The sequence below is a fragment of the Peptoniphilus lacrimalis DSM 7455 genome, assembly GCF_000378725.1.
Lineage (GTDB): Bacteria > Bacillota > Clostridia > Tissierellales > Peptoniphilaceae > Peptoniphilus_A > Peptoniphilus_A lacrimalis.
The window spans coordinates 266,510-293,059 of the sequence record NZ_KB900367.1 but is presented as its reverse complement, the minus strand read 5'-3'; the positions used below and the strand labels follow the sequence as shown (position 1 = coordinate 293,059).

19 protein-coding genes and 1 pseudogene are annotated in these 26,550 nt (G+C 30.1%); 7 read left to right on the top strand and 13 right to left on the bottom strand.

Going from position 1 to position 26,550, the window contains the following annotated elements:
- Positions 1-307: pseudogene (locus F594_RS09710) on the top strand (IS3 family transposase); the annotation flags it as partial.
- Positions 300-620: an IS3 family transposase gene (locus F594_RS09455; protein WP_026302279.1), complete on the top strand. Its 321-nt coding sequence runs from the start codon at positions 300-302 to the stop codon at positions 618-620. The pseudogene F594_RS09710 and the gene F594_RS09455, both read left to right, overlap by 8 nt.
- Positions 621-738: 118 nt before the next feature.
- Here the strand turns inward: F594_RS09455 and F594_RS0101400 are convergent, their stop codons facing one another.
- Positions 739-1,647, bottom strand: coding sequence for a hypothetical protein (locus F594_RS0101400; protein WP_019034305.1), 909 nt, complete (start codon positions 1,645-1,647; stop codon positions 739-741).
- Positions 1,648-1,835: 188 nt separating this feature from the next.
- On the opposite strand from F594_RS0101400, the gene F594_RS0101395 reads away from it, so the two are divergent.
- Genes F594_RS0101395 through F594_RS0101385 form a run of 3 tightly spaced genes read left to right on the top strand, consistent with a single transcriptional unit; the run spans position 1,836 to position 6,918 of the window.
- On the top strand, positions 1,836-2,420 hold the full coding sequence (locus F594_RS0101395) for a TetR/AcrR family transcriptional regulator (RefSeq protein WP_009344803.1): 585 nt from the start codon (positions 1,836-1,838) through the stop codon (positions 2,418-2,420).
- A 12-nt stretch (positions 2,421-2,432) separates the two neighbouring features.
- Complete coding sequence (locus F594_RS0101390) at positions 2,433-4,508, top strand: efflux RND transporter permease subunit (RefSeq protein WP_019034304.1); 2,076 nt, start codon at positions 2,433-2,435, stop codon at positions 4,506-4,508.
- Positions 4,501-6,918, top strand: coding sequence for a YhgE/Pip domain-containing protein (locus F594_RS0101385; RefSeq protein ID WP_019034303.1), 2,418 nt, complete (start codon positions 4,501-4,503; stop codon positions 6,916-6,918). Before F594_RS0101390 ends, F594_RS0101385 begins: the two co-directional genes overlap by 8 nt.
- 149 nt (positions 6,919-7,067) lie before the next feature.
- Here F594_RS0101385 and F594_RS0101380 read toward each other — a convergent pair whose 3' ends face one another.
- The 3 genes from F594_RS0101380 to F594_RS0101370 all read right to left on the bottom strand — a co-directional run bounded on the left by F594_RS0101380 (position 7,068) and on the right by F594_RS0101370 (position 12,046).
- Complete coding sequence (locus F594_RS0101380) at positions 7,068-8,378, bottom strand: NCS2 family permease (protein WP_019034302.1); 1,311 nt, start codon at positions 8,376-8,378, stop codon at positions 7,068-7,070.
- 145 nt (positions 8,379-8,523) lie between these two features.
- Entirely contained in the window at positions 8,524-11,103 is a 2,580-nt protein-coding gene (clpB, locus tag F594_RS0101375) for an ATP-dependent chaperone ClpB (RefSeq protein ID WP_019034301.1), read from the bottom strand.
- A gap of 10 nt (positions 11,104-11,113) precedes the next feature.
- Positions 11,114-12,046, bottom strand: coding sequence for a J domain-containing protein (locus F594_RS0101370; RefSeq protein WP_019034300.1), 933 nt, complete (start codon positions 12,044-12,046; stop codon positions 11,114-11,116).
- A 272-nt stretch (positions 12,047-12,318) separates the two neighbouring features.
- Between F594_RS0101370 and F594_RS0101365 the strand changes: the two genes are divergently transcribed.
- Positions 12,319-13,878, top strand: coding sequence for an IS1182 family transposase (locus tag F594_RS0101365; RefSeq protein WP_019034299.1), 1,560 nt, complete (start codon positions 12,319-12,321; stop codon positions 13,876-13,878).
- 231 nt (positions 13,879-14,109) lie between these two features.
- On the opposite strand, the gene F594_RS0101360 is transcribed toward F594_RS0101365, so the two are convergent.
- Positions 14,110-15,756: a M20/M25/M40 family metallo-hydrolase gene (locus F594_RS0101360; RefSeq protein WP_019034298.1), complete on the bottom strand. Its 1,647-nt coding sequence runs from the start codon at positions 15,754-15,756 to the stop codon at positions 14,110-14,112.
- A gap of 78 nt (positions 15,757-15,834) precedes the next feature.
- Here F594_RS0101360 and F594_RS0101355 point away from each other — a divergent pair, with 78 nt between their 5' ends.
- Positions 15,835-16,482, top strand: a complete 648-nt coding sequence (locus F594_RS0101355) for a GntR family transcriptional regulator (protein ID WP_019034297.1) — start codon at positions 15,835-15,837, stop codon at positions 16,480-16,482.
- On the opposite strand, the gene F594_RS09155 is transcribed toward F594_RS0101355, so the two are convergent.
- The 8 genes from F594_RS09155 to pepV form a co-directional block, all read right to left on the bottom strand.
- The gene (locus tag F594_RS09155; RefSeq protein WP_019034296.1) at positions 16,479-17,954 is read right to left on the bottom strand and encodes an alanine/glycine:cation symporter family protein; all 1,476 of its coding nucleotides are present in this window, start codon (positions 17,952-17,954) and stop codon (positions 16,479-16,481) included. The two genes, F594_RS0101355 and F594_RS09155, sit on opposite strands and share 4 nt — an antisense overlap.
- 32 nt (positions 17,955-17,986) lie before the next feature.
- Positions 17,987-18,862 carry a dimethylarginine dimethylaminohydrolase family protein gene (locus tag F594_RS0101345; protein ID WP_019034295.1) on the bottom strand — a complete coding sequence of 292 codons (876 nt, stop codon included), beginning with the start codon at positions 18,860-18,862 and terminating at the stop codon, positions 17,987-17,989.
- A 498-nt stretch (positions 18,863-19,360) separates the two neighbouring features.
- Positions 19,361-21,223: a copper amine oxidase N-terminal domain-containing protein gene (locus F594_RS0101340; RefSeq protein WP_019034294.1), complete on the bottom strand. Its 1,863-nt coding sequence runs from the start codon at positions 21,221-21,223 to the stop codon at positions 19,361-19,363.
- Positions 21,213-21,569 carry a DUF3870 domain-containing protein gene (locus tag F594_RS0101335; protein WP_019034293.1) on the bottom strand — a complete coding sequence of 119 codons (357 nt, stop codon included), beginning with the start codon at positions 21,567-21,569 and terminating at the stop codon, positions 21,213-21,215. Before F594_RS0101335 ends, F594_RS0101340 begins: the two co-directional genes overlap by 11 nt.
- Positions 21,570-21,571: 2 nt before the next feature.
- On the bottom strand, positions 21,572-22,360 hold the full coding sequence (locus tag F594_RS0101330) for a serine hydrolase (protein ID WP_019034292.1): 789 nt from the start codon (positions 22,358-22,360) through the stop codon (positions 21,572-21,574).
- Between the two features lie 50 nt (positions 22,361-22,410).
- The gene (locus tag F594_RS0101325; RefSeq protein WP_004823903.1) at positions 22,411-23,589 is read right to left on the bottom strand and encodes a DUF819 family protein; all 1,179 of its coding nucleotides are present in this window, start codon (positions 23,587-23,589) and stop codon (positions 22,411-22,413) included.
- Between the two features lie 23 nt (positions 23,590-23,612).
- Entirely contained in the window at positions 23,613-24,704 is a 1,092-nt protein-coding gene (locus F594_RS0101320) for a dipeptide epimerase (protein ID WP_019034291.1), read from the bottom strand.
- Between the two features lie 14 nt (positions 24,705-24,718).
- The gene (gene pepV / locus F594_RS0101315) at positions 24,719-26,161 is read right to left on the bottom strand and encodes a dipeptidase PepV (protein ID WP_211208577.1); all 1,443 of its coding nucleotides are present in this window, start codon (positions 26,159-26,161) and stop codon (positions 24,719-24,721) included.
- Positions 26,162-26,550: the final 389 nt, after the last annotated feature.

Below are 26,550 nucleotides of genomic sequence, written 5' to 3'. Positions count from 1 at the left end.
TCAAGTAACAAACTTCTCAAGAAAAACAAGAAAATACTCCTCATACAAAGGAACAATAGGAAGAGTAGCAGACAACAGAATAAATAGAAACTTTAAAGTAGAAAAAGCCAACACATATATAACAACAGACACAACAGAATTTAAATACCTAGAAAAAGATAAAAATGGAAACTATCAAATAAAGAAACTTTACCTAAATCCCTACCTAGATATGTATAACAGTGAAATCATATCCTATGAAATATCAAAGCATCCAACATTAGAACCAATACTAAAAAGCCTTAGACAAAGCAATAGAAATGACTAGTACAAATAAAGAAGAGAGAATTTTTCATTCAGACCAAGGATGGGCTTATCAAATAAAACAATACACATCAAAGCTTGAAGCTGAAGGAATAACCCAATCAATGTCAAGAAAGGGAAATTGCCTAGATAACTCCCCAATGGAAAACTTCTTTGGGATACTAAAACAAGAAATCTACCATGGTAAAAAATTCTATTCATACAAAGAATTAAAAGAAACAATAGAAGAATATATCGAATATTACAATAAAGATAGGATAAAAGAAAAATTAGGATATTTAAGTCCAATAGAATATAGAGAAAAGAATGCAGCATAAAAAATACCAGAGAAAATATAAATTCTCTCTGGTATTTGGTCCAACTTTATGGGGTCACCACAATAACCCTAGGCTTTTTTGTGTAATTAGTTAATCTTTTATTTTAAATACTTTAAACTTATTCTTCTTCCCTATCTTTTTCTTCTTGAGCCACTTTTTCTTTAGCTTCTCTTAATTTTTCTTCTTCCACTTGTTTGTTGTGCTCTTCAGTTACAGCTTTGACTACATCTGCTGGTATATCAATGGTGATTTTTCTTGGTTTTTCCATTTCTACATGACCACCAACTAGATATTTCTTTTCTCCATCAAAAGTATCTACAGTAACAGTCAAATCACCAGCTGGTCCCTTCAAAGTTAACTGATAATCTTCACCAGGAATTTCTTCATTCAAATAATTAACAAGTGCAATCACTCCTGAACCACATGAAGATTCACGCACAAGAGTTTGTGATTTAATTACATTAACATAAGGAACATAGGATTTTTCTTCTTTATTGAAAAAAATTACTCCGTAAGCATCAGTTTGAACTTTTTCTTTTAAAGCTTTAAGGGCTTTTTCTACAAATTCCTTATCTTCTTTTTCTTCAACAACCAAATGACTTATTCCTGAAAATTCAAAAATCTTGTATGTTTTTCCATCAATTTCTATATCTGAAATATTTATCGGATTATCCATAGCAACATAGGCTGTAGAATTTGTAACATCAGCAATTACATCTGTTGTTCCCTTCTTGCCAGAAACATAAACTTCAATATCTACAGGTCCTTCTACATCATAAAAACTTGCACTGTAAAGTCCATAGGCACGACTTGCATTGGCACAAAATTCTCCACCCATCATATCTAAACGAAGTGGAGCTCCTTCATAGGCTGGAGAAATAAATCCCACTTGTTCAACATCACTATCAATTTGACTTCTTATACAATCAGCATAAGCCTTTCTATATCCTGGATAAACAGGCCATACAACAAAACCTGTAATATTGCCTGCTGGATTCGCCTTAAAATAATTAAAACTTTTTTTCATAATCAACACCTTTTTTCATTTAATAAAATTAAAAAATTTAAAGTAATTTTACTCTTGTTATTATACCCAACTAAAATAAAATTAAATAAAAAAATTTTTTATTTATATAGTTGAACTTTGTTCAAAAAAAGTGTATAATTTTTCTTATGTTAAATGAACATCGTTCAATAAAAGAAAGTGGAGGTTTTATGTTAAAGTCAGAAGAAAGAAAAAAAGAAAAGGAGAAAAAAATAACTGAAGCTGCTCTTTTTTCATTTAAGGAAAAAGGAATAGAAGAAACTTCTATTAGGGATATTATGAAAAAAAGTACTTTTGGTCTTGGAACTTTTTATTTATATTTTAAAGATAAAAAAGATCTTGAACAAAAAATAGTGCTGGATATAATGACTGATTTATTTTACAAAGCTGAAGATCAATGCCTAGGTAATAATACTAAAGAAAAATATATTTCATTTATTAATTATATAATTGATTATTTGGTACAAAATCCTTTAGAACTAAATCTTATTTCTAAAAATTTGGACTGGGCTCTTTATGCCAAAGTTGAAAATGATGAGAGATTTGAAGAAACGGAAACGACATTAAATTTTGTATTAAATAAATACTCTAACTTATTTTCTGTGAAATTATCGGAATCAGAAAGACTCTTTATTTTATCACTTACAATTCAAATTGTACTTTCAACTTGTGAATCATCTCTTATGGAAGGTTCAGTTCTAAGTATTGATGAAATGAAACCTGTCCTTTTTAAAATCGTAGACAAAGTCTTTTAATGTAGTGATAATATGAAAAAATTTACAAAATTCATATCACATAGGCCAAAATTTGTCTTGCTCATAATGACAGCTTTAATTATCCCTTCCCTAATTGCCTACAAACTTACGGGAGTAAATTATGATATCTTATCATATTTACCTAAAGACCTAAACTCAACTAAGGGACAAGAAATTCTTGATAAAGATTTTAAAAATGCAGCAACGGGAATGCTTATCTTAGAGGGAACTGACCATGAGGCTGAAATTTTAAGAGAAAAAATTTTAGAGATTGACGGTGTTGAAGATGTAATATCAAAATCATCTACTGTAGGAGATATGGTTCCCCAAGAATTTTTGCCTGATGATATTAAAGATATTTTTTATTCAAAAGATTCAACTTTAATGATAGTTAAGTTCAGTGATTCTTCATCTTCTATTAAGACGATGAATGCCATTGATAAGATAAAAAAAATTGAATCAAAGCAAAAATATTTAAGCGGAATTTCTGCCCTTGTAAAAGATACTAAGGATTTAATCGACAAAGAAACTCCACTATATGTTGGTCTTGCTGTTGCCCTTGGTCTAATAATTTTATCTTTAACTAACGAATCCACAATAGTTCCTTTTGTTTTCATACTAACTATAGGCTATGCAGTTATTTATAATTTTGGCACAAATATATTTCTAGGAGAAATATCCTATTTAACAAAAGCTATAGCTGCCGTCTTGCAACTAGCTGTTACAATGGATTACTCAATTTTCTTATATCACAGATATGTTGAAGAGAAAAAATACTGTGAAAATAAAAATGATGCTATGGATATAGCAATTCAAAAAACTATTTCATCTCTATTTGCATCTTCTCTTACAACCTTTGCAGGTTTTATAGTTTTAATAGCTATGCGACTGGGTCTTGGTAAAGATATAGGTCTTGTGATGAGTAAGGGAGTATTAATAGGACTTCTTTCTACTATTATTGTGCTTCCGGCTATGCTTCTTGTAGTTGAAAAATTTATTAATAAATATAATCACAAGGTATTGCTTCCTGAATTTAATAAATTGGCTGAATTTACAATAAATCATAAAAAAGCACTATTTGCTATTTTTATAGTTTTATTTATTCCGGCAATTTACGGTTCAATCCATACTAAATTATATTACAACCTTGATAGGTCTCTTCCGCAAGATCTTGATTCAATTATTGCCCTTAATAAAATGAAAAAAGATTATGATATGGCAAGCACACATTTTATTTTGGTAAAAGATGACCTGTCAAACTCTTCGCTTGAAGACCTAATAAGTGATTTAAAAGAAATTGACGGTATAAATTCAGTTTTGAGTATAAGTTCAGTCACAGGTGTGACTCTTCCTATAGAATTTTTGCCAAACAAATTACAAGATAATTTTTCAAAGGGCGGCTATCAAATGATAATGACAAATTCAAAATATCAAACTGCATCGCCTGAAGTTAAAAATCAAATAAAAAATATGAGAAATGTAATAAATAAATATGACAAAAAAGGACTTCTGACAGGAGAAGCTGTGTTAACAGATGACTTAACAGTAATTTCTGAAAGAGATTTTAAAATTGTAAATGCTATTTCTATAGGAGTCGTTTTTCTAATCATTGCTATTGTTTTTAAGTCTATAGGCATACCTATTGTATTAATTGGTGCTATTGAACTGGCAATTCAAATTAATATGGGTATACCCTTTTACTTAAATCATACTATTCCATTTATTACATCAATAATTATAGGTGTAATACAGCTAGGCTCAACTATAGATTACTCAATATTAATGACCGACAGATTTTTAGTTGAATACAAACAATTAAAAGATGTAGACAAATCTCTTAAGATTTCTGTAAAAGAAACTTCAAAATCAATTGTTGCCTCAGCTCTTTCATTTATGGCTGCAACTATTGGAGTTGGAATGTATTCAAAAATGGAGATTGTATCAACAATATGCATATTTTTAGCCAGAGGCGCAATAATAAGCATGCTGGTAATTTTAGTCTTATTGCCGGCCATAATATCTATAAGTTTTCCACTTATAAAAAATACTACTAAAAGTTTAAAAGTAAAGGAGAAGAAAAATGAATAAAAATCTAAATAAAAAAATAATCTCAATCGCTTTATCTTCAATGATTTTAACAAATACCGTTTTTGCACAGTCAAGTGTAATAAATAAAAGTGAAACGGTTTATGTTTTAAAAGAAGATGAAAATATAAAAGATAAAACTGTATCAGTATGGTTAAATTCTGAAGAAAATATAAAAGGAAAAGACAAAACCAACTTAAAAAAAGTTAAAAATTTAAAAACGGATGAACAAATAAAAGATAATAACGGTTATATTTATTGGGATGAAAATGTCAAAGATATCTACTACCAAGGAAAGAGTGAAAAAGAAATCCCAGTTGATGTTAATGTTGAATATTATCTTGATGGTGAAAAGATACAAAATAGTCAATTAAAAGGAAAATCAGGACATTTAAAAATAGTTTTATCCGCAGAAAATTATAAGTACGTCATCAAAAAAATCAATGGAAAAAAAACAAAAATTTATGCACCTTACACTGTTGTAGTAGCCATGACTTTAGGACAAGAAATTGCTTCAAATATAGAATCTGATGATGCAAAAATTATAAAAGATGGAAAAAATCAGGTTATAACTTCCGTTTTAACACCAGGTCTAAAAGAAAATTTTGAAACAATACTTGATGACAGACAAATGGAAGAATTTAGGAATGAAGTCGAAATTGAAATGGATATAAAAGATTACGAACCTGCTGAAATATACGCTCTTATATCAAATGAGTTATTCCAAAATGAAGTTAATATTAAATCTATTGATAAATTGCGTAACGGCGTAAGAGAGCTTGAAGATAATTCCCAAAAATTAGTTGATGCATCTGAAAAATTATCAGATGCACAACATAAATTAAATGACGGTCTTTCAGAAATGGGAGGAGGAGTAAAAAAACTTCATGACGGATCTGATGAACTCTATGAAAAATCCGGAGAATTTGAAGATAAATTTGATGAAGTAATTGAAAAAGTAAAACCTGTACCGGGATATGCCGAAGAAATGTATGAAGGTGGAAATAAACTTACTAATGGTATAAATGACTACACATCTGCTGTTGGAAAGATGAATGAGAAAACAGGAGAAATGAAAGATGGTGCAAAAAAATTAAAGGATGGATCAGTTGAATTAGATGATGGCATTGGAAAATTAAAAGATGCTACAACTAAACTTAGAGAAGGGTCAAGTAAATTAAGTAAAGTTGATGAACTTAAAAATCAAGCAATGACTAAACTTCTTGAGCTAAAAGATGGAATAGGAAAAATTTCTGCAGGAGCCAATAAACTAAATGAAGGTGCATCAAAAGCATCTGCAAGTGTAGCTCAACTTGCAGAAGGAGAAAAACAGTTTGATGCCGGTTTACAAATGCTAAATTCTAAAGTTCAAGAAATGACTATTCCTGACTTATCAGGACTTGGAACTATTAACGTTGAAAGTGATCTTAAAAGTATAGGCAATAGTGCAGGACAAATTGGAGGATCAGTTCAAGAAATACAAAATGCTATAGCCATTTTAAGTAGAAGCCAAGATCCTGCGGCTCAACAAGCTGTTGCAAAGTTAGTAGGAGCTGCACAAAATATTGGACAAAATGCACAAAATATCGGAACAAAAACCCAAACAATTGGAAACAACCTTCAAGGGCTTAAACAATTAAGTGGAATGTCAGCACATTTGCAAGGTCTAAAAGACTTACCAAGAGGAATAGGACAATTAGCAGAAAATTCAAGTAAAATAAATGCAGGTTTGTCACAACTGCCTGAAGGTCTTCAAGCATTGCAAACTGGAACAGAAGAACTATATATTGGTGCAGATAAAATTAACTCTGAACTTGAAAAAGCAATGGATGAGGCCTCTTCAAAATTAGATACTTCACAAATCACAAAATTGTCAGATTCTCTTATAAAACTAGATGATGCAACTACTAAATTAAAAGAAGGATCAACTAAACTTAGACAAGGTACGGAACAAAGTGAAGATGGTGTAAGTAAATTTACCGATGCCATAGCTGAACTCGACTCAAATTCTTCAAAACTTAATTCAGGAGCAAATGAACTATCAAATGGTCTTTTAGAATTTAAAGATAAATCAAAAATGTTTAATGATTTTCCAAGATTAAAAACTGAAGGTATTGTTCCAATGAGAGATGGAATAAAAAAATTAAATGATGGAATTGTTGAGTTGAATTCAGGAACTACCGAACTAAAAAATGGCAGTAATCTTATTGATAATAATATGAGATTTTTTACAGAAAAACTTTTAGAATTCAAACAAAAAGGCATAGATGAACTTGATAGAAAAACCCAAGAACTTCCTGAATTTAAAGAAATTGTTGATACAATGTCAGACCTTGCCAGGGAGGAAAATTCTTTTACAGGAACAAGTGTTGGCTTTGATACAAAATCGAGAATAATTGAAAAAATAAAATAATTTATAAATGAATTTATATGGACTCCCATATTTTTCCAATATAAAATATAAGATACTTTGTAAATTTAAAAAGGTCGGAAAAATCCGACCTTTTTTTGATAAAATAATTTAATATTCTAAAAAACTATATATTTAAATATGAGTTCTTTTTAGAACATTCTTATATACCTAACAATAAATACTATAGCTAAAATATACATAACAGGTGAAACATCTTTGTATTTACCAGTTGTTACTTTTAAAAATACATAAGAAATCATTCCTATAGAAATACCTTCAGCTATTGAATATGCAAAAGGCATCATTATTATTGTCAAAAATGCTGGTAATGATTCAGTATAATCATCAAGGTCAATATTTTTGATAGGACTCATCATAAATAGACCGACAATAATAAGAGCTGCTGCTGTTGCTTGAGAAGGCACTATTGAAAATAATGGGAATAAGAATAGGGATAAGAAGAAGAAAAATGCAACAGATAAAGAAGTAAGTCCAGTTCTACCTCCATCAGTTACCCCACTTGCACTTTCAACAAAAGTTGTAATTGTACTTGTACCTAAAAGTGCACCTACAACTGTTCCGATTGCATCTGATAATAATGCTTTTCCTATACCTGGAAGATTACCCTTTTCATCAAGCATATTAGCCTTTGTTGCTACACCTGTAATGGTTCCTAAGGTATCGAAAATATCAACAAATAAGAATGTAAACATTACTGAAAACATATCTAAGGTAAAAATATTATCCCAATGAAGTTTAAAAGCTACTGGTTTTAAACTTGGTGGCAAAGATAAAATCCCTTGTGAAGGTAATTGAGTAACTCCCAAAATAAGTCCTAAAATTGTACCGCCAATAATTCCATATAAAAGTGCACCTTTAACTTTTTTTGCTGATAAAATACCCATAATTAATAGTGAGAAAAATGTAACTAATACTTCCTTACTTACTAAATTTCCCAAAGCAAGAAATGTTGATTCGTTAGCTACAACTATTCCAGAATTTGTGGCACCAATCATTGCAATAAAAAGTCCTATACCTACTGATACTGCATTTTTAAGTTGCAAAGGAATCGCTTTAAATAAAGCTTCACGAACCTTAAAAATAGATAAGAAAATAAAAATAATACCTTCTAAAAATACAGCCGTTAGTGCATAAGACCAATCATGACCCATACCGATAACAATGGAAAAAGTAAAGAATGCGTTAAGTCCCATCCCAGCAGAAAGAGCAAAGGGGAAATTTGCATAAAGACCCATAAATAACATTGCAATAACAGATGAAATTATTGTCGCGGTGAATACCCCACCTTGGTCCATTCCAGCCTTACCTAGCATTGTTGGATTAACAATTAAAATATATGACATTGTCATAAATGTTGTTAATCCTGCAAGAAATTCTGTTCTAGCATTTGTTCCTCGTTTTGTTAATGAAAATTTTCTTTCCAAAAAACTAGAATTCAAATTAATACTACCTCCTTATAAAACAATGAATATATTTTATCATAATTTTATAAAATAATGAATTAAATAAAATATGTTTTTAATATAAAAAATAGCTGTCCCAGCATTTTTTAGGCTGCTACAGCTATTAATTATTATTTATTATTTATTTTTTTACAGTTAAGTCTAATTCATTATTTTTAACATCAACAATTACAGTGCTATTTTCTGTAACTTCTCCCTTTATTAAAAGTAGTGAAAGTTTTGTTTCAATACTTTGGTTGATGTATCTTTTTACTGGTCTTGCTCCATAATTGATATCAAAAGATGCCTTTAAAATAAATTCTAAAGCTTCTTGTGTAACTTCAATTTTTATTTGTCTATCAGAAAGTTTTTCTTCTATATCTTTTATAGTTTGTTTAATAATTTTATAGATTTGGTCCTTAACTAAAGGCTTAAATAATACTATTTCATCAACCCTATTTAAAAATTCAGGTCTGAATCTACTTCTAAGTTCTTTATCAACTTCATTTCTTGCACTTTGAGAAATTTGACCATTTTCTTCTATTCCATCTATCAAGTATTGACTTCCGATATTAGATGTCATGATAATAACTGTGTTCTTGAAATCTACAGTTCTACCTTGATTATCTGTAAGTCTTCCATCATCTAGGACTTGAAGTAAAATATTAAATGCATCAGGATGAGCCTTTTCAATTTCATCGAATAATATTACGCTATAGGGTTTTCTTCTAACAGCTTCTGTTAGTTGACCTCCTTCTTCATAACCTACATATCCTGGAGGTGAACCTACAAGTCTTGATACGGAGAATTTTTCCATATATTCACTCATATCAATTCTAATCATATTTTTTTCATCATCAAATAAGGCTTCTGTCAAAGCTTTTGCTGTTTCTGTTTTTCCAACTCCTGTTGGTCCTAAAAATATAAAGGAACCTATGGGTCTATTTTCAGCTTTTAAGCCTGCTCTTGCACGAATAACTGCATCTGTAACAACTTGAACAGCTTCGTCTTGACCTATAACTCTTTTGTGGAGAATATTTCCTAAATCTAAAAGCTTATCTCTTTGACTTTGATTCAACTTTTCTACAGGAATACCAGTCCATCTTGAAACTACATAGGCAATTTCATCTTCGGTTACTTCTTCTTTAACCATGGTATCATCTTTTTTGTTGGTTTGAAGTTCTTTTAACTCTTCTTCTAATTTAGGAAGGGTTCCATATCTAAGTTCAGAAAGTTTTTCTAAATTATAAGACCTTTGTGCTTCTTCAATTTGATGATTTACATTTTCAATTTTTTCTTTAACAACTTTTTCTTTGTCTATTTCTTTCTTTTCACTTTCCCATCTTGATTTTAATCTGTCAAAATCAGATTTTTCTTCAGAAAGTTCTTTTTCCAAATTTTCAAGTCTTTTCTTTGATGCATCATCTTTTTCCTTTTTTAATGCTTCTCTTTCAATTTCAAGTTGTAAGATTTTTCTTCTCACATCATCAATTTCTGTAGGCATTGAATCAATTTCTGTTCTTAGCATTGCACAAGATTCATCCATTAAATCAATTGCCTTGTCTGGCAAAAATCTATCAGTAATATATCTATTTGATAGGGTTGCAGCAGCTATAACTGCTGAATCAGAAATTCTTATACCATGGAAAATTTCATATTTTGATTTCAAACCTCTTAAGATTGAGATAGTATCTTCAACACTTGGTTCATTTACAATAACTTTTTGAAATCTTCTTTCAAGAGCAGGATCCTTTTCAATATATTTTCTGTATTCATCAAGAGTGGTTGCACCAATTGCGTGGAGTTCTCCTCTTGCAAGCATTGGTTTTAAAAGATTTGAGGCATCCATTGCACCTTCAGTCTTTCCTGCACCCACAATATTATGAATTTCATCTATAAATAAAATAATATTGCCCTCTGATTTTTCTACTTCAGAAAGGACAGCTTTAAGTCTTTCTTCAAACTCGCCTCTATATTTTGCACCAGCGACTAAGGCACCCATATCAAGAGAGAAAACTGTTTTTCCTTTTAAGCCTTCAGGCACATCTTCATTTATGATTCTTTGGGCTAGTCCTTCAACAATTGCAGTTTTACCTACTCCTGGAGGACCAATAAGACAAGGATTATTTTTTGTCCTTCTAGACAAAATTCTAATAACATTTCTAACTTCTTCATCCCTACCTATAACTGGATCCATTTTAGCTTCTTTAGCTTCTTTAGTTAAATCTCTACCATACTTTTTTAAAGCATCATAGGTATCTTCAGGATTATCAGTTCTTACATTTTGGTTTCCTCTAATTTTTTGTAAAGCAGAAAGAAAATTATCACTATTTATACCATATTTTTTAAAAACAGAAGATGAGTCTGTTCCCTTTAAATTTAAAAGAGCCATATAAATATGTTCAACAGATAAATAATCATCTCCAAATTTTGTCATATTTTTTTCAGCTTGATCTAGAGCCCTAGTGTATGATTCATCAGCACTCAAAGAGCCTCCACTTTGGCGAGGAAGTCTTTGTATAACTCTTAAAAGCTCAGATTTCACGGCTTCTTTATTTACATCCATGTAATCTAGAACCCTCGGTATAAGCCCATCATTATCATTTAAAAGAGCATAATTTAAATGAATTTCCTTAACTTGAGGATTGCCATATTCTCTTGCAATATCTGTTGCATCTTTTATCGCTTGAAGAGATTTTTGCGTATATTTTTCAAAATTCATAACATACCTCCTAGCTAATTTCTTCTAACTTTTTATATAATTCTAATTGTTCCTTAGTTAAATTTGTCGGATTTGCAATAGTAAATTCAATATACAAATCACCTTTATTGTTTTTCATATCCTTAAAACCCTTGGCTGGTATTCTCAATTTTTTACCAGGACTCAAATTTTTAGGGATTTTTATCTTAATTTTTCCTTCAAAAGTATCAATAGTTTTTTCTCCACCTAAAAGAGCAGTCCAAGGTCTAACCTCAACATTTTTATAAATATCAATACCTTTTAGTCTTAGATTGTCAGAATCATTAATATTTATTTTAAAAAGCACATCGCCTGGTAAATCAAACTTTGAGCCTTTAACTTTTATTTTCTTACCACGAGTAATACCGCGTGGAATTTTTACATTAATTTCCTTTTGTTTTCCATTAATGGAAAGTCCAACTTTTTTATCTACACCCTTATAGGCATCTTCAATGGAAATAGAAAGTTCAGATTCATATTTAGGGCTATCAGCTTTAGCATAATTGTGATTAGTTCTATTTGAGTTTCTTCCAGAAAATAAATCATCAAGATTAAAAGAAAATTTTGAACCCTTTGCTGAAGAAGCTCTCCTTGCATTTGAACCAAAAATCATATCAAAGAAATCTGAAAAATCTTCAGAAGAACCGCCGGTAGTATAAGTGTAGCCATAAGCACTTGGGTCAAAATTATAACCACCTGAAAAATCATAATTTGAACCAAAAGCATCATACTTAGCCTTTTTATCCTTGTCAGATAAAACTTCATAGGCCTCGTTAATTTCCTTGAATTTTTCTTGAGCCTTTGGATCATTAGGATTAAGGTCTGGGTGATATTTTTTTGCAAGTTTCCTAAAAGCACTCTTTATCTCTTTAGGACTTGAATCCTTATCTACTCCAAGTATTTTATAATAATCTTTGTACTCCAAAATTAAGCACCTCCTGTCAAATAGTTTGACTATCTTTGACATTTATATTATACAATATAATTTCAACTAATACAATACCTTTAAAAATAAAATTTACCAACTTCTCTATACTCGTTGTAAGAATTTTAATTTTAAATATTTAAATAATATCCTATTAATTTTATACTATATTATTATAATTAATAAAATACAAAGGGCTGTTGCAAAAGTCCCATCATAGAAAAAAGACGAGGAAACATAAAAATCCTCGCCTTTTTTGATACAATGTATTTATGAAAACCGTTAAAAATACATCATCATTAACTAACTATACACTAGTTAATGATACAATTCAACTAAGATTAAACTTTAATACAGAAATATATATAAAAGATGATGTTAAACTAAGGCTTGTAAAAAATATAATTGAAAGGATGAATCTATCAGAACTAAAAAAAGTCTACTCATCATTTGGAAGAAAACCTACTGTAAACCCAGTAACCATGCTTCAAATAATAATATTCTGCTATTCAGAAGGAATATTTTCATCAAGAGAAATAGAAAAATCATGCAAATATGATTTAAGAATTAAGTACCTACTCGATACAGAACTACCGCCAGACCATAGCACAATAAACAGATTTAGAAAGAAAATACAAGACCTAACACCAGAACTACTAAATCAAATGGTACAAATACTGATAGAAGAAAAACAGATAGACCTATCAAGCATCTATATAGATGGAACAAAGATAGAAGCCTATGCCAACAGATATAGTTTTGTATGGAGAGGAAGTATAGAAAAGTGGCAAGAAAAATTAATAGAAAAAATAAAAGAAGAACTAGGACTAAGTAAAAGTCTAATTCCAGACCAAGTACTTCAAGCAGTAACAACAATCTTTAACCAATTGAGAAAATATTGCAAAGAGAAAAAAATAAAATTCGTTTACGGAAAAGGAAAAAGAAAAACAAAAGAACAAAGGGACTATGAACATTTAAAAGAATGGAAAGAAAAACTAGAAAGCTACAAGAAACATCTAGAAATAATGGGAGACCACAGAAACTCCTACTCAAAAACAGACCATGATGCAACCTTCATGAGAATGAAAGAAGACCACATGAAAAATGGTCAACTAAAACCAGCCTACAATATCCAATTAGCAAGTGCATCAGGCTTCATCATAGGAGAAAACATATCCCACCATCCATCTGATATGAACACCCTAAAACCATTCTTAAAAGACCTTCTAGAAAAAAATCCAAATAAGCTAAACAAGATAGTAGCAGATGCAGGATACGAAAGTGAAGAAAACTATGTATTTCTAGCAGAAAAAAATTTAACATCCTACATAAAACCATCAAACTATGAAAAGTCAAAAACACGAAAATATAAAAAAGAGCAAGAAATTAAGAAAAGCTTAAAATACGATGAAAAACAGGACAAATACATATCACAAGAAGGCAAAGAATTCATAAGATGCAATGACAGATACAGAAAAAGAAAAAGTGGATACGTAACAACAACAAAAGTCTACAGATGCTTCGATTGGAACAAAGAAGGACAAAAAACCAAAGGAATCTACATAGCAGAAACATTTCAAAAATATAGAGAAGAATCCTTAAAAAACATAAAATCCGACCAAGGAATAGAAGAAAGAATAAATAGATCAATCCAAGCCGAAGGAGCATTCTCCAAAATAAAGTCAGGCCTAAACTACAACAGATTCCACCACAGAGGAAAAGAAAATATAAAAAGTGAAATATGCCTCTTATCAATAGGGCTAAACTTAAATAAACTGGCATCAAAAATAGAAAATAAGAACTTAGAAATCATAAAATACAAAGCTTCCTAAGAAAAAAATATTCATTAAAGCCAGCTTTATTAAGTGTACCCATTTTATAGGAAACAAGATAAATCTATCTAGAAAATAATTTAAAAACAAAAAACACAATGGCTAAACTTAAATATTTGATAAAAAAATGATGTTGCAGAGTAGAATCATCTAATCTGCAACATCACCTTGTATTTTATCTCTTTTATTGATTTTAATTATATCATGAACATTTTTAATTTTTACAATGAACTATTTTGATTTTAAAAATTCTCGAATTGTGAAATCGATTAATTTTGGAGTTCTGTTTACAAGATCTTCCTCTAAAACTCTTTCGGTATACTTGTGAAAATCTTTACCCCAGGCTCCTATATTTAAAACAGGAGTTGAATATTTCTTTATAAGATTTAATGGTATATTGTAGCTTTTACCCCACATTATCATATTATTTTCAATATAATCAATATCCTCTTGAGCATACGGGAACATAGAATATGACAAATCGCAAATTCCAGTATAATAATTTTGAATATCTACACCAATAGAAAGTTGTTCTTTACCGAAAGACTGAATTTTTTTAACAAGCAAATTCATCTTATCTTTATTTTCTAAATCCATATTGTTATTACTTGGATAATAAGGTGCTGATATTCCTAAAACTATTATAGGTCCTCTATATTCATAAAAGTTTAAAAGAGCTTCCATCATTTTATAACAAGCTTCTGCTCTTGAATATTTACTAGACATAACATCCTCAGTTAAATTACTTTCTATTTTTTTAATTTGGGATATAATTCTATCATCTCCTGAACTTATTATCTCGTTATATAAATCGGCATAGTACATAACCTTTGGTTCATATATTATTGGCTCATATTTTTCACCTGATAATTGACAATATTTTTTATAAGATTCATTAGTTCTTTTGATTACTATGTTGAAAGATTCTTTGGAAATATTATAAAGTCTTTCCATCAATTCTTTAGGTGATCTTCTTAATGGTAATATAGACATATAACCACCTAAATAAATTGGCAAAGATACATCATAAACATATTTTCTATCTTTAAAATAAAGCCATGTACAGGGAGGAGCTACTGTATTTCCAGCTTTTTCTAAAAATTCAGGATTTAATTCTGTTCTTGTTACTATCTCAGAAAGAATATGAATAGGATTTAGACCTGAATAAACTTGACCAACATGGGCAAGCTTTCCTCTAACCAAGAAAATTGGCATTATTTTTCCTATTGTTCCATCGTATATCATCATATTTTTAGGGTTCTTTCTCTCATGAGGCTCCCCATTAAGAGTTAACTTATATTCTAAACCAAAATCATTATGAAGTTTATCTAACAAATATGCAGCCGCTCTCATACCTGCAGAAGAATTTTCTTCATCAGGCAATCCCAATAATAAAATAGAGCCTTGAAAATCGATGTCAGTCATGTATTCTTCAAAAAGTGCCATATGCATAACACCACCAGATTTCATATCTGTTGCACCTCTACCCAATATCCATCCACCTTCTTGTAAATCTTTCTTCGCATTTTTATTTAGGTCTACACTTCCACTTAAATAAGCTTTATTTAATGCAACTGGGTCATAAGCTATATCTTTTAAATTTCCATAATCTTCAACATCAACAGTATCAGTATGATGTATTAAAATTATTGTATTTTTGGATTTACCTATAATAAATGCATAGGGAATTTTCCTATTTAATTTATCATTTGGTACTGCAAAAAAACCACAATGCAAAGGGAGTTTAGAACTTTTTTCTATTTCATTAAACCATTCACTAAAAAATTTTTCATTGTTTTTTTCTAATTCTGTGCTTGTATGGGTCACAGTTGCCACATATTTTAATAATAATTCTTTAATTCTACTTGATCTATCCATAATTTTTCCTTTCTTCTTGATATCATCAAAAAAATACACTATAATATATACATGTTTCCAATAAATAAGAATGATTATATGCAAATTCCATCATTAAAAGATATTGTTTACAATTATATATCAGATTCAATTCAAAATGGCACACTAAAGGCTTACGATAAAATTAATGAGACGGATATAGTTAATACACTTAATATCTCAAGAACTCCGATTCGAGAAGCACTTATTCAATTAGCAGCAGAAGGTCTGTTGGAATCAAGACCTCGTAGAGGTTTTGTCGTAAAACCTCTAACAATAAGAGAAGCTAAAGATATATATGCAATAATAGGTCGCTTAGACGCTTTTGCTATAGAACTAGCACTACCTAAACTAACAGATAGCGACATTACCTTGATGTCAAATTTAATAAACAAGATGTATAATAGTATTAAATTAAGAGATTTTAAGGCATATTATCAACAACAATTAGACTTCCATAATGTATATATTTTAAAATCTGACAATTCCGAGTTGATTGAAACTCTATCTCGCCTTAGACGTCGTTTTGTACGCCAATCTTACGATTCCACGGATCTTGAAGAATTGTCTAAAGCTCTAAATAACAGTAATGATGAACATTCTCTAATTATAAAATTAATTAAGCAAAAAGACTTAATCGCTTTAAAAAAATTATTAATTGAAGAACATTGGTCTTTAAATTATGCCAGTAATGACACGGTATATTAACTTATAGGCTCATCTACACCATTCTGCACATCTGTTCCTTCGTAAAATACAGGTATTCCTTTATTTTCTCCAATTCCTTTGTATCTAAACATATAATCTTCATAAACCTTTTTGAAAGTTGGAAATAAAATTATTAGGGCTATAAGATTGGCAAAAATTGGTAAAGCTGTTGACATATCTGAGAATATCCATAATGAAGCTCCTGGAAGACCCCATTTAGTAGCAACCAATACCATTCCTAAGCTAGGAATTGGGTAAAACCATTTATAAAACGTTAACAATTTAAATTTTAATTTACTTTCACCCAAAACATATCTTAGAACAACTTCTATTTGTGTATAAACTCCACTTGAAGTAGTTAGCCCAAAAAAGAATACACCAAAAGCTAAAATCATTCTACCGACTGTTCCTACTCCTGTTTCAAATGCATGAAGTGTTAAGGTTGCGCCATCATACCCTAATTCCCATTGTTGTGAAAGTATTATTACAAGTGATGTTAAAGTACATATAACAAAAGTATCAAAGAATACTTCAAATATACCCAATAATCCTTGTTTGAATGGATGATTAACTTTCGCTGAAGCGTGAATCATTGGAGCTGTCCCCCATCCAGCTTCATTAGAAAAAACTGACCTACTCATACCTGATGTTATTGCCAGTTTAAATGATGCTCCCGCAAATCCGCCAACCGCAGCAGTACCTTTAAATGCCGAATTTACTATAAGTCTTACTGATGGCACTATTTGGTCATAATTCATAATTATTATATATCCACTACCCATAATATAAAATAAACACATTATCGGAACAATAATTGTTGCTATTTTACCTAATCTCTTCATTCCACCACTTATCATCATGTATAAAAAAATAGTATAAATAATCCCGACAACATTTAAATTTATATTAAATGTATTGCCCACAGCTTCTGAAACTGTATATGTTTGTATGTTTATAAAAACTCCCATAATAAATCCAAAAGCGAATATGAAATTTAATATTTTAGCAAGTATTTTTTTTTGCTTTTCTATTGCTATTCCATTATGAATATAATAATTGGGTCCACCATACGTTTCTCCATTTTCCATCCTTGTTCTATAGTATACTGCAAGCGTTATCTCCACCGTTTTAACTACAAGACCAAAGGTCGCCGCAACCCACATCCAAAACACAGCACCAGGACCTCCAACAGCTATGGCAGCTGCAACTCCACCAATATTTCCAACACCAATAGTAGTTCCTAAAGCCATACTCATAGCCTCAAATGATGATATAACCCCATTATGATTATCAACGCTACTGGTACTCTTAAATTGACTTATTGCTTTTTTTAAACCTGTTTTAAAAAATCTAAACTGTAAAAAACCTGAACGCAAAGTAAAATATAAACCTGTTGCTAAAACTAATATTATTAACGGTGTTCCCCATAAGTAATCATAGACAACAGTATATATTAATTTTTCAAGATTCATGTTTGTCCCCCCTTTAAGCATTAAATTTTTCACTATTTTCTACAAATCGGATGAGTTAAACAAGTTGGACCTCCCGTTCCTCTAAATGATAACTCCTTACCTGGATAAGTATAAACAGTACATCCTTCATCTTCTAATTTTTTTTGTATTTCTGGAACTCCTTCAATAATAATACATTTTCTTTTATCTAATGCTAAAACATTGCTTCCTAAATAAGCGTATTCTTTATCATTAACCTCAAGCAATTTAATACCTCTTTTTATTAAATACTCTCTAAAAAATACAGGCATGAATTTTGAATAAACCACAGCTAAATCATCATCAACTAATGAAATAACGCTCATTAAATGTAAACATTCATCCTTTCCTTCCCCATGTGGCATTGGGACAATAATATATTCATCAATAAAATCTTTTGTTAGTTTCTTAAATTGTTCTATTCCTTCTTTATTTGTTCTGTATCCTAAGCCAATTGCAACAGTTCTTTCATCTAACCAAACTATATCCCCACCTTCCATTTTTCCTGGTGCCTCAATCCTACCTAGCGTTGGCACGCCGTGTGATTTTAAAAATTCTTCAGTAACTAATGATTCTTTAGATCTTAAATTTTTTCCCATAGGAAAATATATGGCACCTTTCTTTGTAACTTTTAAAGAATCATGCGCATAAATAGAATCTAATCCTGTTCTATCATCTTTCGGCAAATAATAAACGTTTTCTACATTCTTCTTAATAATTCCTTCAAAAATTTCATACTCTTTTAAAGTTTTCTCATAATTAGGACAACCTATATAATTAAAAGCCTCATAATTTCTTTCTAGGTTTTCTTGACTGATAAAAGCATCCTTTGGACTTTTCAATAATATATCAGTTATCTTTCCTACCATTGATTGACATCCATAATTCATAATAAAACCTCCATTTAAATATATATTGTATATTGTATACAATATATATTATACATTAAATACTAATGTTGTCAATACTAAAAATAATTTTTTTCAAATTTTCCAGGTTTTATATTTTAATTATTTAATTAGAGATGACATTAAAGTTATTAATAATTCATGTACTTTTTAGTGTTTTTTAAAAATGCATTTACAAAATAGAACCGTTATAGTAATTTCGATAAAATCTATACTATTTTGAAGAAATAAAAAATATTTAAAATTTGAAAACTTATAGAATAGCTAAAAAACAGAAATATATAAATATCCAAGTATAGGTAGTGTGAAAAGTTTTGTGTATCAGCCCTCCTGATAGGATGTGGCAGATATTTTTTATTGAAAAATATATGGACCAAGCTTTATGACTTAGACCATATATTCATACCTTCCCATTCAACAATAATATTTGAAAATTAAATAAAAAATAGTCGGACAAAATCCGACTAAATTAAAAATTTTTTATTTAATTTTTACACTTACTGTTCTTAAACTTCCATCCCATTCTATATCTTGACTAATTCCATCATTGATATTTCCATTTGTCATCTTAAATAGTTTAGAAATATTAGTCAAAGACAATAAAATCCTATCATTTTTTATTAATACTTTATTTTGCAACTTATATTCTTGTCCATTTGACAAAAGAATTTTTCCAGTGTCGACCTGAACAGAAACTTTTTCATCATTTTTTATAAAAGTAGCTGTTCTTGTATTCTTATCCCAATTTATTTTTGCTCCTAAAGATTCTGCTAAGTATCTTATTGGTAACAAAGTTCTATCTTGTTTTATAATGGGAGCCACATCCATATTAAAAGAAGATTCTTTTCCATCAATAATTTTCTTATACTCATTTTTATCTATTGTGAAAATGACTTCTTGTGCAGAATTTTCTTTTTCATTAAATAAATCCTTTAATATTTCTTCAGGAGATTTTTCAGCATATTTATCAGGGTCAGATAATATACCATTTTTTAAGTTCCAAGAAAATTTACCTGCGTCTGTATCTTTTTTAATAGTTGTGTAATCTTTTATATTTTTTAAAACTGCTCCATATCTTTCATCCCATTCAGGATAATATTTTTTCATGTAATAATCTGCTAACTTATAAGCCTTCGCATTTTTATCGTAGCCAAGCCCAGAAATTTGAACTCCTCCACCTGGTTTTCCATTTTTAGAATCGCTTGGTGTTGAATGCATTATTACAATAGAACCATCGCTACAAGTTCCCAAGCAAATCCAAACATGTCCGTTCATAGAAAAAATATCTCCGACTTTAAAGTCTGAATTTTTATCATTAGTAGGTATAGAGTAATCATTAGTATAAGTTCCCCAAGACCTAGATGCAAAATTCTTTGCCATCTTTGTTGCACTCATCACATAACCTTCATTACCACTTTTATCATTAAGAGTGTTATAAACTGACCAAGCAACATATCCTGAACAATCTATTCCTGCATAATAATATTGGTTCCAAGAACCATTAGGATAATAATCTTTTGCATTATCTTTTTTATCCAAACTGTATGAATAGTTTTGATCTTGATATTGGAAAAAATCTAACCAAGATTCACTAAGACCGATTGTCCTAGCATTTAAACTTGAACCATCATCCTGCCAATCCCAAGTACCACCATAAACATATAGCGTAGTTCCAACTGGTTGTAAAGCACTTGATAAGAAGTTTTTCAATGTTTTCTTCCCTGGTTCATAGCTCACTGGCGCTTTATAATCTTTTCTGATAAAAGTAATATAAATATTTTTAGCATTTCCATCTTTATCTAGAGTGACTTTTACTGAAGCGTTTTTAGCTTTATCAAAATCTGTTTCTTCAACTAATGTTCCACCAGCTAGCCAATTAATTTTATAAATTTTTGAGTCATTATTTAATTTAATGCTTTTACCATCGACTTTTAATTCTTTCGCACTAATATCTGATAATTTTCCTTTTATCATATCTTTAGAATTAGAATTTAAAAGTTCTGCATCAACTATTTCGTTATTATCAATTTTTACTTTATAAATATATCCTTCCCACAATTTATTTTGTGTTTGAAATTTTGGCAATCCATCATTCTTTGTTTCATCACTTTTTATTTTGAAGTTCTTAATTTGACCATCAATAAAAAATTTGTGTTCAAAATTTTTTAATGATTTTTCATCCTTATCTTTTTTCAAATTACCATAATTTTCTACACCCAAATAAACTGCCTCTTTAACTTCACTATTAGAATTATCACTTGCAGCATATAAATTCACTGAAAGTAATAAGATAGTTAAAACTATTGTGCAAAAAATTTTAAATTTTAAAAATCTATTCTTCACTGTATTTCTCCTTACTATTTTTTTCAAGAATATCTTTTTTAACTTTTTTATATTTTTGTAAGGCATCTCTATAAGCTACTACTATCGCCCTTGTTGATGATGCGTAATATCTCTCTGATATTTCTTCTATTATTTTTTCTTCGTCATCATCAAAGATTTTGCCTTCAAAAATTCTATTTATAAAATCTTTAGTGAGTTTCATTGTTCCGTTGCAATCAGTTCTAATAATTTTACCATTAGAAGCATCTACCTCAAAAGCCATGTAAAATGTGCCATAGATTTTTGTTATAGCATTGTCCATTGTTGTTCTTGCTTCTCCTGTGAAATAAATACTTTTAGTTTTCATATTCATCGCCCCATTTCATCATAAATATATTTTGAAATTTTACCAATTGTTTCTTGTGCCATGGCATTTGTCACAGCGTCATCAATAAGCACGACTAGAATATAGTTTTTATTTTCCAAGAAAAATATTCCCCCGTCATTTTCAAGCTTATCTAAATCTCCGGTTTTACTGGCTATTTTAACTTCCTCATCTAAAAATCTACCCAGTCTTTGTCTTTCGTGTTGTCTTAAAAGTATATCTAGCATAAGTTCAGAAGATTTTTCATCTACTAGAGTTTTTCTGTAAATTTTTTCTAAAATTACTTTTACATCTATGGCACTTATATAATTATCTCTTCCCTTTTCAAGTGCTTTTATGTCCATCATTTTTCTTTGCAAACTTGAAGATTTCAAATTTAATCTTTTACCCATTAGATTTATATTATCCATTCCCACCAAGTCTATTAATATATTTGTAGCTTGATTATCTGATACTATAATCATAAGAGTCATAAGTTCTTTAATTGAAAATTCATGTTCACAGTCAAACTCTTTAAGTATTCCTGAACCACCAACTTTATCTTTTTTACCAACTTTTATTTTAGTATCTAGAGAGATTTTTCCATTTTTAGATTGATTCATTATTTCTGCCATTATTAATAATTTTATCATACTGGCTGAACGAACTTTTTTATCTTCATTTATGGAAAATCCCTCTTCATCATCTAAATCATAAAAGCTTAGGCAAATATTCCCAGAACTTTCTGATATTATTTTCTCAATATGTTTCTTAATTTTTAAATAATCACTCATATTATATCACCTTTCATAATCATTCTAGAAATATTTATCCTCATTAAAATCTAGAACATCCTTAATATTTGTCCCATTCCTATACCAAAGAAGTTTCCGACTGCTGCTCCTAATACTCCCATTAGAACACCTATGCCTGCATAAGAAGCATCATAAGCTGATGCAACAATTGGTGCTGAAGCTGAACCGCCTATATTGGCAAGGGAAGCTGTTGAAACCATGCATAAATCCCAGTGGAAAATTTTTGATAAAACAAACATTAAAACTACATGGATTACTAATATAAATATTCCATATACTACCCACATTGGTGCTGATAGTAAATCTACAACTGATGCTGTAGATGCAAGTAATGATACAACTGCATACAAATATACATTAGATAATTCTTCTACTGCTGGAAGTTTTCCTAGTGGTGATAGAGCACAAATTAAGCCAAGTATTGTTACAAATAAAGTTACAACTGTACCTTTATCAAACATTGCTAATCCCATATTTGTAAAGACATCTGAAAGTTTTGCTCCTACTGCTTGAGAAATTGCTGATACAATTAATGATAAACCAATTAAGAAAATCCAATCGGCTGATGATGCAGTTTTCTTGCCCTTAGCAACTTCAGCTTCTGCTGCATCTGCAACTTCTTGAAGTTTTGATGTGTCAGCTTTTGTAGCCTTATTCCATTTTGGTGCAAATCTAACTGCTAGTAATAATAGTGCTATCCATAATGAGTAACATACTGTGTCAAGAGCTAGGGCACATGAGTATGCACCTGCATCTACTGGAAGTGCTGCTTGCATTGCTGCCATGTTTGCTGAGCCTCCAACCCAAGATGCGTATAAAGCTGCTACTGCTCCCCATGTATCTGTACCAAGTGTTGATTTAAATAATGGGTATCCAACTAAAAATCCAACAAATAAAGTAAATGAGCATCCTAAAAAGATTGCAACCATTCTGCCGCCTAATTTTGCAAGCTTACGAAAATCGCAACGTAAAAGCATTACAAATATCATTGCATAAAGTAGATTATTCTTAAGACCTGAATATGCATTTGAGCATGCTTCAGAAGAATATAATCCCATTGTGCAAAATATCATATTGAATACATAAATAAATACTAATGGTGGAACAACATTAAAAATTTTCCACTTTGTGTACTTTTCTAATGCAAGCAAAGCTCCTGCCAAAAACATTAAGAAGGCAATGTAAGTAAATCCATTATTAATTACCATAAATCTCATCCTTTCTTTTTAATTTAATCTAAGTATTTTATACCATCAATGCCAGATATACCTAAACCATAAGCATCGGAAACTGTAATTTCTTTTTCATTAAATACAGCTCCTCCATTAATGGGGTCTTCTGAACATAAAACTGGGCCGTCTAAGTCTACACGGGTAATTACACCTTTACCACATGCTAAATGAACTGCAGCATTAACGCTGATTTTTGCTTCAAGCATACATCCTATCATACATTCAACTCCGCAAAGTTCAGCCATTGAAGTGATTTTTAAGGCATTATATATGCCACCACATTTCATAAGTTTTATATTTATTAAATCTGCTGCTTTCATTTGTAAAATTGTCATTGCATCTTCTGCTGAAAAGACTGCTTCATCAGCTAATACAGGAACATATGAATGATCTGTAACATATTTTAAACCTTCGTAATCGTGAGCTGCTACAGGTTGTTCAACAAGTTCAATGTCTAAATTATTTTCTTGCATTTGATTTAAAAGTCTAACTGCTTCTTTAGGCTTCCATGCTTGGTTGGCATCTATACGAATTTTTACATCTTTACCCACAACATCTCTAATTGCTTGCAATCTTTTTACATCAAGAGATGGGTCAATTCCAACTTTAACCTTTAAAGTGTCATAACCTCTTTTTATTGCATTTATTGCATCTCTTGCCATTTCTTCAGGAGGATTTACAGAAATTGTAATGTCAGTTACAATTTTCTTTCTAGAACCTCCCAATAATTTATATACAGGAATTTTATAAAGTTGTCCGTATAAATCCCAAAGTGCCATATCACAAGCCGCTTTTGCAGAAGTGTTTTTAACTATTGAAGAATTTAAAGCTTTCATATTTTCTTCAAAATCATCAATATCTCTTCCTACCATTGTTTTTGTAATATGGTCCTTGAAAGCACCTATAATTGAAGATGTAGTTTCTCCTGTTACAGCTCCAGTTGGTGGCGCTTCACCGTAACCAATCTCTCCTGTATCTGTGTGAATTTCTACAATAACATCTTCTACACTATTAACGCTTCTTAAAGCTGTTTTAAAAGGAACCCTCAAAGGTACAGAAATTTTTCCTAGTTTAATATCAGTAATTTTCATATAATACCTCCCCCTTACATATTAGCTAGCCTATACATAGCATCTGCATAAATTTCCATATTTAAGAAAATTTTTTCAACTTCCCAATATTCATTTGGAAGATGTTCTCTAATATCATCTCCTGGGAAAATCGGTCCAAAAGCAACAATATTTGGTAGAGCCTTAGCATAAGTTCCTCCACCTATTGACTTTGTATGAGGCTTAAAGTTTGTATGTTCTTTATAAACATCTAACAAAATTTTTATAAATTCAGTATTTTCATCTACGAAAAGTGAATTTTTATGCTTTTCAAAAATCTTCTTAAAGCCTACTTGGTCAAATTGCTTATCCAATATTGGTGCACATTCATCATAAGACCTTGTTACTGGATACCTATAATTAAGTTTAACTTCAAGAAAATTTTCATCTCCTTCAATTACACCCATATTTAATGAAAGTTTTCCGGAATTGTCATCATAAATATCAATTCCTAAAGATTGTCCAAAAGTTTCAAGACCAATTTTTTCAGCCAAAAAAACTACAGCTTTTTTAAGTTCTTTATCCATAGGAAAATCTTTTATAGCTATAAGTAAATTTCCTATTGCATTGTTACCTTTTTCTGGAGTTGAGGCATGAGCTTCAAGACCCTTTGCTTCAACTATAAAGCCCTCTTTAGTTTCTTCTATTTTAATTTTTTCAGAAAACTTTTTATCTGCTAAAATTTCTTTTTTTAGAGATTCTTGGCAAGTAAATTCTGCTTTTGCATGAGCAGGAACTACATTAAAAGCTGTTCCTCCGCTGATTTTTTTAAGTATTAAATCAGATTTTTGGTCTAAATCTTTTTTAAAAGTAGCATTAATTATGCCTTTTTCTCCATTAATAACTGGATATTCTCCATCAGGTGTAAAACCACAAAATGGAATTTCTCCCCCGTTTTCACGATAATATTTCATATCATCAGAACCAGTTTCTTCATTAGTACCAAATAAAATTCTAATTCTTCTTTTTAAAGGAAGTCCTGATTCTTTAATGGCTTTTAAAGCATAAAGACAAGCTACGGTAGGACCTTTATCATCCATTGTTCCACGACCATAAATATTTCCATTTTCAACTTGTCCAGAAAAGGGGTCTTTGTCCCAACCACTGCCTTCTGGTACAACATCTAAATGACCCATTACAGCAATCATTTCAGAGCCTTCGCCTAGTTCAGCCCAGCCCATATAGTTGTCCATATTTTTTGTCTTAAAACCTAATTCTTTAGCTTTTTCTAAAACAAAATTTAAACATTTTTTAGGACCTTCTCCAAAAGGAGCATCAGCTTTTTCTTCCCCTCTAACGCTATTAATGCTTACAACGTCAGACAAAGTTTTGAGCATATTATCCTTTTGTCCATCAACATAATTTTTTAAGTCCAACCTACTACCATCCCTTTCATAAAAATGTAACCACATAAGATTTATTCTAGGAATTTTAAGCATTATCTTAATAAAGTCTAAGATAATAAAAAAAATCCCAGAAAAAATCACAAACTCATTTGTAGATTTTACCGGGACTCAAAATGTTTCTTGAGTTAGTGTTAATAACTCACACAAATTGATGCAGCTAATCCTTATATTGATATACTAATCATAACTAAAATAGACGTTTTTGTCAATATTTTAATAGATTTTTGCATTAATATTAACTATAAGAAACTTATGGTTGAAATTTCAAAAATTTTATTTTCTATATTTAGTATAATAAAAAAATAATAAAAAACTTGCATTAAACTATTTACTGTGCTAATATACTATTAGATTATTTAAAACACTTTTAATTAATCTCCTTTTATTACCGAGAGTTAATCTCGGTTTTTTTATTTTAGTTA